The sequence below is a fragment of the Candidatus Cyrtobacter comes genome, from assembly GCF_034470605.1.
Taxonomy (GTDB): domain Bacteria; phylum Pseudomonadota; class Alphaproteobacteria; order Rickettsiales; family Midichloriaceae; genus Cyrtobacter; species Cyrtobacter comes.
This window is the reverse complement of sequence record NZ_JARGYT010000048.1, coordinates 1-9,518: the sequence shown is the minus strand read 5'-3', so window position 1 is coordinate 9,518 and position 9,518 is coordinate 1. Positions and strand designations below refer to the sequence as shown.

The window sequence follows — 9,518 nt, the reverse complement described above, 5'->3', positions numbered from 1 at the left end:
AAACCCATTCATTGAACGTTTTAATGTCGATCGGAAACAACCTTTTATCCATCTAAATACCATATTTATCGCCTCCAATATAATATTGCATCTTTTCCATTATTTGGCAAAACCTTTGTTAACAGTGCCTAACACTAGGGGTAGAGCTTTTAGACACGAAAATTTTTACAGAATACTCTTTAGATAAGAAACAAGTTGAGCTATTTTCAAATATTCTAGACTCTCTTAAAGAGCGCAGCGCACACCTTATTCAGAATATATTAGATCAAAAAAAGGTGCTAAGTAATGTTATAATAATAAACTCAATAGATAGCAAAAAGCTCTGGAAAGATGATTTAGCTATAACTCCAGGAAAATTACTAAAAGCTATAAAACTTTTCAGCTCTTTTGAAGATTATAGAAGTCCTATAATGCCAAAAGATACTACTTATATGCCAATCTTTCTAGATCAATTACCTGGTTTTAAGAAAGAAAGGATTAAAGATATTTTAAGCAGCGTTACTGGTGGCCCCTTAGATACATGGAAAGAAATTGGTTTAAATAATATACCTAAAATTGTTTACTTAACAACTAAAGAACAGATTGAAGAATTTTATAGACTAATATTAAAAGAGTACGTGATTTTTACAGATAAGATCGTTGCTTCTGCAATCGATGATATATTCTTAAAACAAATGAAACCTATAATAGGAAACATCGAGCAAGACGAGATAGATGTATTATTTCGCAAAATACTTCAATATTTTGAAAACGAAATAAAAACTCATCTAGATTTTAGTAATGTAGCGCACATACTTTCGAAGATTGATCGAATTCAAAGTTTTGCAGAGCATTATATGCAATTTATGCGTACTGATAAAATTAAGATTGAAGTATATTATGATGATTTACAAAGTATGGGTCTCAGCGAAAATGGTGCAATAAGAATTTTAGATGAAAAATTCCATATAGTTTTACAGCAAGAAACTCAAAAATTCTTAATAGAAGAAGCGCAAAAACTTAAAGATGTTAAAGATGTGGGTCAAGAGTTATTATCTACACTTGAAAAAAAGAGGGTAAATTTCTTAAAAGAAAATAAAGCTGAAATTTTACAAGATGCACACAATAAATTTTTACGTGGAGAGGAATGTATTGTGCTAACTAAAGGATTCGCAAAACAAATTGATGATACAGAAATTATAAAAAAATTACTTTTGACAATAATTGAACATCAAAAAAAACCAACAAAACCACCTTTTACGAGACGGAGCGAATCTTTTGTAGAGAGCTTAGAAACAAAAAGACGAAATGAACAGGACCAGGCAATCAGAGTATAATAAAGCTAAATTTTTCCTAGACAATTTTTGAAATCAAATTGCAAAAATAGCACTCATATTTTCATGTGAATCATAAAAAATTACCGCTCAATCTTTATAACATGCACATCTTTGCAGAGTTCGTTATGGATAGCTATTAATTTAAGTTTGGTGGAAGGCTATCGCTACGATGCTGTCAACGCTAAATTGCTGAAGATTTAGCAAATATCGGAAAATGCTAACCATTATCATGTTCTTTAGTAAGGATCAGCGAACACCACCATTTGCTATTAGACTAATTCTAAACATATATGTGTATTTATCCCTCAATTCTTATCCAATATATTTTTTATAAATGAAGAAAATAAAGGATGTGGTGATAAAAAAGAAGAATTAAACTCAGGGTGAAATTGCGTGCCTAAAAACCACTTATGCCCCCTAAGCTCTATTATTTCTATATTAGAACATGGGGCCCTTCCACTTATTAGAAATATCTCACTGAATAAGCCCTCATATTCTAAATTTATTTCATATCTATGCCTATGTCTCTCCATTACGGTTTTCTTATTATACGCACTACCTGCAATACTATTTGGATTTATTATGCATTCATGCTCACCTATTTTCATTTTAGGCAATGGATTTTCATCATCAACCGGGGCAACCACGAACGTTCCCGAATCAGAGAATTCACTAGATACAGCATCTATACCAAGAACATTATTTGCTACTTCTAAAACCATAAGCTGCATTCCAAGACATATGCAAAAACATGTAATATTATTTTCTCTGCAAAATTTGATAGCCATCATTTTTTCTTGTATTCCTCTATTACCAAAACCGCCAGGTATTATAAAGCCATCAATGTTATCAAAAGAACAACCTTCAGAAAGATCAAGCCACTTTATATAAACCTTACAAGATAAATGCGTAGCCGCATGAACAATAGCTTCTAGTACAGATCTGTATGAATCCTTTAATGCACTATATTTACCTACTAACCCTATAGTAATAGTGTGTTTATAATTTTGCATCTTGAATAAAAATTCCTCAAGCCTTGAAAGATCTGGTAATCGCTCTTCGGAATTAAGTTTTAGGTGTTTTAATATCTGTGATACAACATTAGATCTAGAATACTCCATAGGAATCTTATATATACTATCTAGATCAGGGGCTAAGACCACACTTTCTTCTAGTATACTAGTTGACATTGCGATTTTTTTTAGCACGTCCCTTTCAACCTCACTTTCAGATCTGCATATAAGAACTGTAGGCTGTATACCAAGAGACCTCAGCTCTTTCACGGAATGTTGGGTTGGTTTTTTCTTAAATTCCCCAGCACTTTTAACAAAGGGAAGAAGTGTAAGATGAATATATGCAACATTCTCCACTCCCTTTTCATAACCAATTTGTCGTGCAGCCTCTATATATGGAAGCGCTTCTATATCTCCTACTGTCCCACCTATTTCACATATCAAAATATCTAAATTCTCAGTATGTGCCTCTACTCTCTCTTTTATTATTTGTGTAACATGTGGAACAACTTGTATTGTTTTGCCAAGGTATAATCCTTCAGCTTCATTTTTAAAAAGCTCCTTATAAACCTTTCCACTCGTTATACTATCCTGTTTAGATGATTTATTTCCAGTAAACCGCTCATAGTGGCCGAAATCCATATCAACCTCACCACCGTCTCCAGTAATAAAAACTTCACCATGCTGATACGGGCTCATCATTCCACAATCAGTGTTTAGGTAAGGATCAAGCTTCTTGATTGAAACCCTATAACCCATTGATTTTAAAAGAAGAGCAACAGAAGCAGAGGTAACCCCCTTACCTAGAGAAGAAATTACACCACCAGTTACAAATATAAATTTAGTCACCTGCAGCTACACTATCAACTGATTCAATATGCTCAAAAGAATCTTTAGAAGCCTGCTCTAAAAGCTGTATAGTGACAGCAGATTTTTTAACATTTGCTTTTGCTATCAATAAGCTATTGATCATAAAAAGCGCAGCAAATACAAACCATATCTTAGCCTTCTTAGGCTTAATTTTCATATTTTGATTAGTGGATGAAGAACCTATAACACCCTCATCAGAAGAGCTAGTACTAAATATAGCTATTACAACAATTATGAAAACCAAGCAAAGCTGCATTATAATTAAAAAAGTTAGCATTTAAATAAATAAATTAACTGCACAAACCCAAGCACGCGGATTATATTACCTTATAACACAACCTGCAACAGGTAAAATAACTACTCACATATATTCACAGCTAGAGCTGCTATATATTAGATACTTATTGATTTATAATATAAATATTCTAATAATTTCTTATCTATAAAAATACCTTAGACACATAAGTTGGTAAAATAGTATCTTGTTGCATCTGGCCTTATATTGTGTCTAAATTAAGCTATTTGTGAGTTTTATTTCAAGCAATTGCATATTAACTCACGCATTTTTTACTAGAAATTTATGCCAAAAAATAGGGAAGAAAATAGGAGATATGGTATGGAGGGTAATTTTGAAGATAGTAGCATATTAGACAAGGAAAATTATAAAAATAGGAAATATTTATATGGGATGCAAGATATTACAAACATGTTATCTGCATTAAAAAGCAAATTACTTAAGCATTTTGACCCTATAGTTGATCCAGGAGATTATTTCGCTCCAAATCAAGAAGGTATATTCATCTTTAATGTTCAATCTATAAAAAGTTTAGATCCAAAACATGATAATGATAACACATTTCAATCAGAAAATTTAATACATGATATACATAAGGCAAAAGAGAAATATAGCTTCTGGTCAACTCATGAAAATCCAGTGCAACTCAATCTATTTATCATACCAATCCTATATGGCGGACATTGGGTTTATATAGTGATAGAGCCCAATTATCAATTAAGTAACTTTAATATAAATTGGGATAATCCGTTTGGTAGTTTCAATCAAGATTTAAAAGCAAAAATTTTCAATGAAATCAAAAAAGCATTTAAAAATTTTTTCCCAGGAAAAGAAGTAACTGATAAAGATTTTTTACACAGCGAAAATAAAATTGATCAACAAGGTAAAGGAAAGAATGGGTGGGATTGCGGGCCAATAATAATTCAAAATATTGTAGACTATATAAATCACTTCAAAAATGATCAACGAATAGACAAGGTTCAATTTACTATCAAAACCCCAGAATTAAAGCATATTGCTCAAGTAAGATTAAACCAAATAATGGGCCTTTGGCGCATCCAACCGAATGAGTTGCAAGATGATAATATAGTCAAGCAGATAGAAGCGGATTGGCAAATCAGCCAAAAAGAAGAGCCAATTGCGGAAAAAACTATAACCACAAGTAGAGCAACGCAATTTCCAGAACCAACAAAAATAATAGAGCATGATGATCAGATAGAGCCAGCGGGTTTTATAAAGCGGATGATTTTTAAGTTACGCGATATATTCGCTTTCTTACTTTTACCACTATATACAGTACTGAATGCCATGTTTTATTCCAATACAGCACAAGTTAGCCCAGACAACAAAGCTAATAACCAAAAACAGGATTTAATTGAGCCGCCTGTTATAAAGGACCCAAACATTCCAGATTATAAGAAGAGGGCGGGCGGCCGATTGTTATATGAACACAAACCAAAAGATGCAAAAAAGAAACCTGAGCGCCGCGCCAGTATATAAAACACTACGACAATTGTTTTTGAGTAATAAAAAATTTATATCGCCTCTTACAATAGACCTCTTCGGAAATGAGATTCTCGAATAAAAAGGTATGAGAGGTCAAGCTAGTGATTTTATAGAATGATCAAAGATGAAGCCGCAAAAAGATGAAAAATTGGCTAAGAAGAGTTAAGTGAAGTGATATTTTTAATGAGTTACAAAAAAGATAGAAAAAGCATAGAAATTATTAATTGCTTTAGAGCATACAGGAATAATATATACTTCATGTAAGCCAACTATATGATCCGATTATATGGATAGAAAAATAATACACTGATTTTGCACTATCAATAAGAAGCTTTATTTCTTAAGAGTGGTAGAAGTTGCACTTATAGAAGCAACAACACTAGCGACAAAAAAGGTCAAAACACTATTTACTCAGGAAAAAAGAAAAGGCACATCTTAAAAACACGTTATAGATAAGCAAGCATATACTGCTTTTTTAAATTGTATGATTTTATGTTATTTAAAGAATCAAAAGTTGTTATTACACTGGTTATCAATGAATTCAGAAGCTTTACTGCAACTCTATATTTTCAAAGAAGCAAAAAAACACCTATTCGGAAACTCTTATTTGCTTAATTTTATATTATTAAATTGCAGTAATCAGATTAATCTTCAAAGCAAGATTTTGATAACAATAAATCTCTTCCAATGCGCTCGCTGGATAATGCGCAATTTTCAAATTTCCCTTCTTTTGTTGAGTAACTCTTCTTAGACAATTCCGTGTTATAATGAATTTTGCCTTGGTAGACCGGTCTCTATTAGCGTTTTAATTCCTGGATATATAGTGATTTAAGCTGAATCAGCATAGGCTGTAATGTATTATCTATCACCTCAAATAAAACAGCTATAGTTATTTAAGTTAAATTAGCATAAGCTGTAATACAAGAAGTATTATTAAGTATTCCGCATCAAATAACCCAGCTATATACCCCATTTAAACAAAAGATGAAGTTACTCAAATTGCCAATCTCCTTACTTTTTAACGACCCACTTTCAATTTATACCACTTCACTAATGAATACTATTTGTCTTTTTTACAGCGCTCAATCACTGTTTCTGTTGCATAGATAAGAACTATCTAATCTCACTTTTAGTAAAATTTTCTTGTAGCGCAAATTTACTGTGTTTTATCATTTTTTATCTATTTAATCATTTCATAATAATATTCTTTTTATTTATAAACCGTGCCGTCAAAGGGATTCGAACCCCCGACCTACGCGTTACGAATGCGTTGCTCTACCATCCTGAGCTATGACGGCATTAATTTTACAAATACCCCTCCCCCTTCTATATACAAAGTATCAACACTAGAAATACCTTTATACAGATACACACATAATATATAAGTATGAAAAGTGAAAAATAGACAAAAATACACTAACTAATACTCCTGATTATTAGGTTACTTTTCAATAAATTGGATAATTTTACCCTCCTCTAATAAATTAGCTAATATAGTCTCACCACCAACCATAGTCTGATTAACATGAACCATTGGCCTTATACCCTGCGGCAAATACACATCAACCCTACTACCAAATCTTATTATTCCAAATCTATCACCCACTTGAAATTCACCCCCCTCATATGCATCGCAGACTATTCTCCTTGCTATCAAACCAGCTATTTGCACACAAGGTATCTTATACCCAGTATCCGCATGGCCAAATAACAGAGACTGCCTTTCATTATCAATACTTGCTTTATCGAGAGAAGCATTAATAAATTTACCTTTTCTATAATGAGCCTTCTCTACCTTACCAGTAATAGGGGCTCTATTTACATGCACGTTAAAAACATCAAGAAATATGCTGATTCTAGTCATCCTTACATCAGGATCAAGGCCTAACTCAAAAGGTGGAATATCCCCCTCTACTATGGATTGAACTACGCCATCTGCAGGGCTAACCACCACACCACTCAGCATAGGAACAACCCTGTTTGGGTCTCTAAAAAAGAAAATACACCAAACAGAGGCTATTAGCCCAATTATAGCCAAGTAATTTGAAAAAAAAGACAAGACAAGAGTAACTATAAAAAAAGCCGCTATTAAGGCATAGCCCTCCTTATGTATTCTAATATTCATTAAACTAACCACTCAGTAAAAAGTAAAAATAGCAGTCAATAACACCAAACTGGAGTTTATACTAAAAAACTCGTAAGTCGCAAGTATGAATAAATTTATATGACATATATATAATAAAAAATTGTACAACTTCATGGTGCAATATATAACTACATGGCTATAAGTGCATCATAGAAATATAATATGCAGATTGAAGATCAGATGGTACTTGGCCGCACCATAAACCCAACCAACCACATTCTTCTATTTCGATATCATGAAGATTACTCAATGTACCAAAGTGGATGTCAATACAAATATTCACCTTTGCTTTACCAGTATCTTCTACCTTATCATAGAATGCTTTTTTAAATACATACCCATCAGGGCACTTATCATCTCCTAAAGTAGCTTTAACATACTTATTGCTATGCTTCATAAATTTTTCAATTAAAGCATCACTCTGATTAAGGCTTTTCAAATGCTCTATTATTATTCCGTCAATTTTCACTTCATTAAACGAAATAGTTTTATGCTCTGGCAAAAAGGAACTCGCAACATTGTAAGTACCAATGAATGCTACAGTAAAATAAGCTGTCGTCATAAGAGCACTGCCAATAGAGGTAAGAATGGTAGTAACAGAAGGAGCTGCTGCCACAGGTGCTGCCGCCACAGGTGCTGCCGCCACAGGTGCTGCTGCTGCTACAGGAGCTATAACGACAGCGGTAGCAATAACAGAAATTACCAAACCAGCTGCCATAATATAACCAACATTAGAACTAAAAAATTCATTTGTTATGACAGCGCCACCCGCAATAATAGTTACACCAGCAACCATAGGATTGGCATAACATAATGCCACCCCCCCACTAACTACCGTATCAACACCGTATCTTAATACTGTATCTTCTATAATAAATTTACCAAGCTCGATATTAAAAGTCACGTTAGTAAATTTATCAAATGAAGCCTTTAAGGAATATTGACATTCTTTTGTGATAGAACCGGCGGGGCAGTATAGGTCAAATTTCTTCATACCATCAGTTTTGGTATGCTTTAATTTAGACATTTCAGTAATAGCTAACCATTTTATAGATCTGAACATAAGCTCATATCCGTCTACCTTAAATCTAAACATACCATCATTAATAAACCCACTAACAGTAAGTCCCATGAACAAATGAGCTGCTAAACTAGAATAAGCAGAAGGGTTGCTTTCATAGTAAATTTTATGTTTATCATATATTTTGCCTTTTTGTTTTGATTCAAAAAGTACATCGGATGCGCCTTCCTGCACGGCCATATTAATATTTTTTATGACAACTCTATCTAAAAAGATAGATGCACCATGCAATATACCCCCCTTTAATAAAGCCCCTAATACCTCACCCTTCCATAAAACACAGGCAAATGCAGGAGCAACAAATTCTGCCGCAGCACGAAGCAATCCACCAGTATATTTATCCTCTTGAACGGCATCTCTATCTCCTTGAGTACTACCCTTATCCACTTGAATGGCATCTCCACTCCTCTGAACAAGCATCTCCACCCACTTGAATGGCATCTCTATCCAGTTGAAAACGACATCTCCATCCTCTTGAATACTATCTTTGTTCTTATTTAATACTTCTATTTCCTCAACGCCCCTTACCACTTCATCATCATTTTGCATTGATTCATGCTGCTTTGTAATTACTGAACTACCAAGCTTTATCTTAAAAGAACCTGTAAAGTCAGAAGCTCTAGCTAAAATTGTAATCAAAACATCAGAACGCACATTACTTGAACTTATAGTTTCAATATTTTTATCTAAAATCTTATGGCTTACTAAAGGTATTTTAGCTGACTTAGCTAACGTATTGGGCTCATTTTCAGCAAGTAATGAGATTATTTTTTCTATTTGCTGCCATGGGTTCGTTTGTTGCTCTTGGTTATTATGATGAGCATTGTCTATCGTTCTATTTTTCTTGGTAGTAAATTTTTTAATACCCTCTTTTATTATATCTCCACCTTGCACCAGTTTCATTTCCGTACCTTTCTTCTTTACAGAATTCATGATATAATTGCGCGGAAATTTTTTACTAATCGTAAAATTACTTCCATGATCAGGTATGGATTTGTATATATCGAATACAGGTAATTCCAGATTTATAACCTCTTGATGAAATTGACGTCTGTACTTTGCGATATGCTCTATACTATAAAGCCACCCTACAGTTGCCGGTATCTCATACATGCCTTTTTGCTTAACATTACCGTGAATGAGATTTAATAAAATACTCATAGGCACTGTTAACAAAGGTTTTGCCAAATAATGGAAAAGATGCAATATTATATTGGAGGCGATAAATATGGTATTTAGATGGATAAAAGGTTGTTTCCGATCGACATTAAAACGTTCAATGAATGGGTTT

The 9,518-nt window shown here is 33.2% G+C and carries 7 protein-coding genes and 1 tRNA gene; 3 read left to right on the top strand and 5 right to left on the bottom strand.

The genetic code is table 11. The features are described from left to right. Positions 1-187, top strand: a 187-nt coding sequence (locus Cyrtocomes_RS03915; protein WP_322497897.1) for a hypothetical protein, incomplete at its 5' end; no start/stop codon positions are given. Positions 188-275: 88 nt separating this feature from the next. Next, positions 276-1,316, top strand: a complete 1,041-nt coding sequence (locus Cyrtocomes_RS03910; RefSeq protein ID WP_322497896.1) for a hypothetical protein — start codon at positions 276-278, stop codon at positions 1,314-1,316. A gap of 305 nt (positions 1,317-1,621) precedes the next feature. Here Cyrtocomes_RS03910 and Cyrtocomes_RS03905 read toward each other — a convergent pair whose 3' ends face one another. Together Cyrtocomes_RS03905 and Cyrtocomes_RS03900 are read right to left on the bottom strand one after the other, a co-directional pair. After that, positions 1,622-3,178, bottom strand: coding sequence for a CTP synthase (locus Cyrtocomes_RS03905; RefSeq protein WP_322497895.1), 1,557 nt, complete (start codon positions 3,176-3,178; stop codon positions 1,622-1,624). After that, entirely contained in the window at positions 3,171-3,455 is a 285-nt protein-coding gene (locus Cyrtocomes_RS03900) for a hypothetical protein (protein ID WP_322497894.1), read from the bottom strand. The genes Cyrtocomes_RS03905 and Cyrtocomes_RS03900 overlap by 8 nt, the downstream gene beginning before the upstream one ends. A gap of 324 nt (positions 3,456-3,779) precedes the next feature. Here Cyrtocomes_RS03900 and Cyrtocomes_RS03895 point away from each other — a divergent pair, with 324 nt between their 5' ends. Next, positions 3,780-4,994 carry a hypothetical protein gene (locus Cyrtocomes_RS03895; RefSeq protein ID WP_322497893.1) on the top strand — a complete coding sequence of 405 codons (1,215 nt, stop codon included), beginning with the start codon at positions 3,780-3,782 and terminating at the stop codon, positions 4,992-4,994. Positions 4,995-6,224: 1,230 nt separating this feature from the next. Here the strand turns inward: Cyrtocomes_RS03895 and Cyrtocomes_RS03890 are convergent. From Cyrtocomes_RS03890 to Cyrtocomes_RS03880, 3 genes are all read right to left on the bottom strand, one after another. Next, positions 6,225-6,298 (bottom strand) — tRNA-Thr (locus Cyrtocomes_RS03890). Positions 6,299-6,441: 143 nt separating this feature from the next. Further along, positions 6,442-7,125: a phosphatidylserine decarboxylase gene (locus Cyrtocomes_RS03885; RefSeq protein ID WP_322497892.1), complete on the bottom strand. Its 684-nt coding sequence runs from the start codon at positions 7,123-7,125 to the stop codon at positions 6,442-6,444. A gap of 157 nt (positions 7,126-7,282) precedes the next feature. Continuing rightward, a partial coding sequence (locus Cyrtocomes_RS03880) for a hypothetical protein (RefSeq protein WP_322497891.1) occupies positions 7,283-9,518 on the bottom strand: 2,236 nt, incomplete at its 5' end.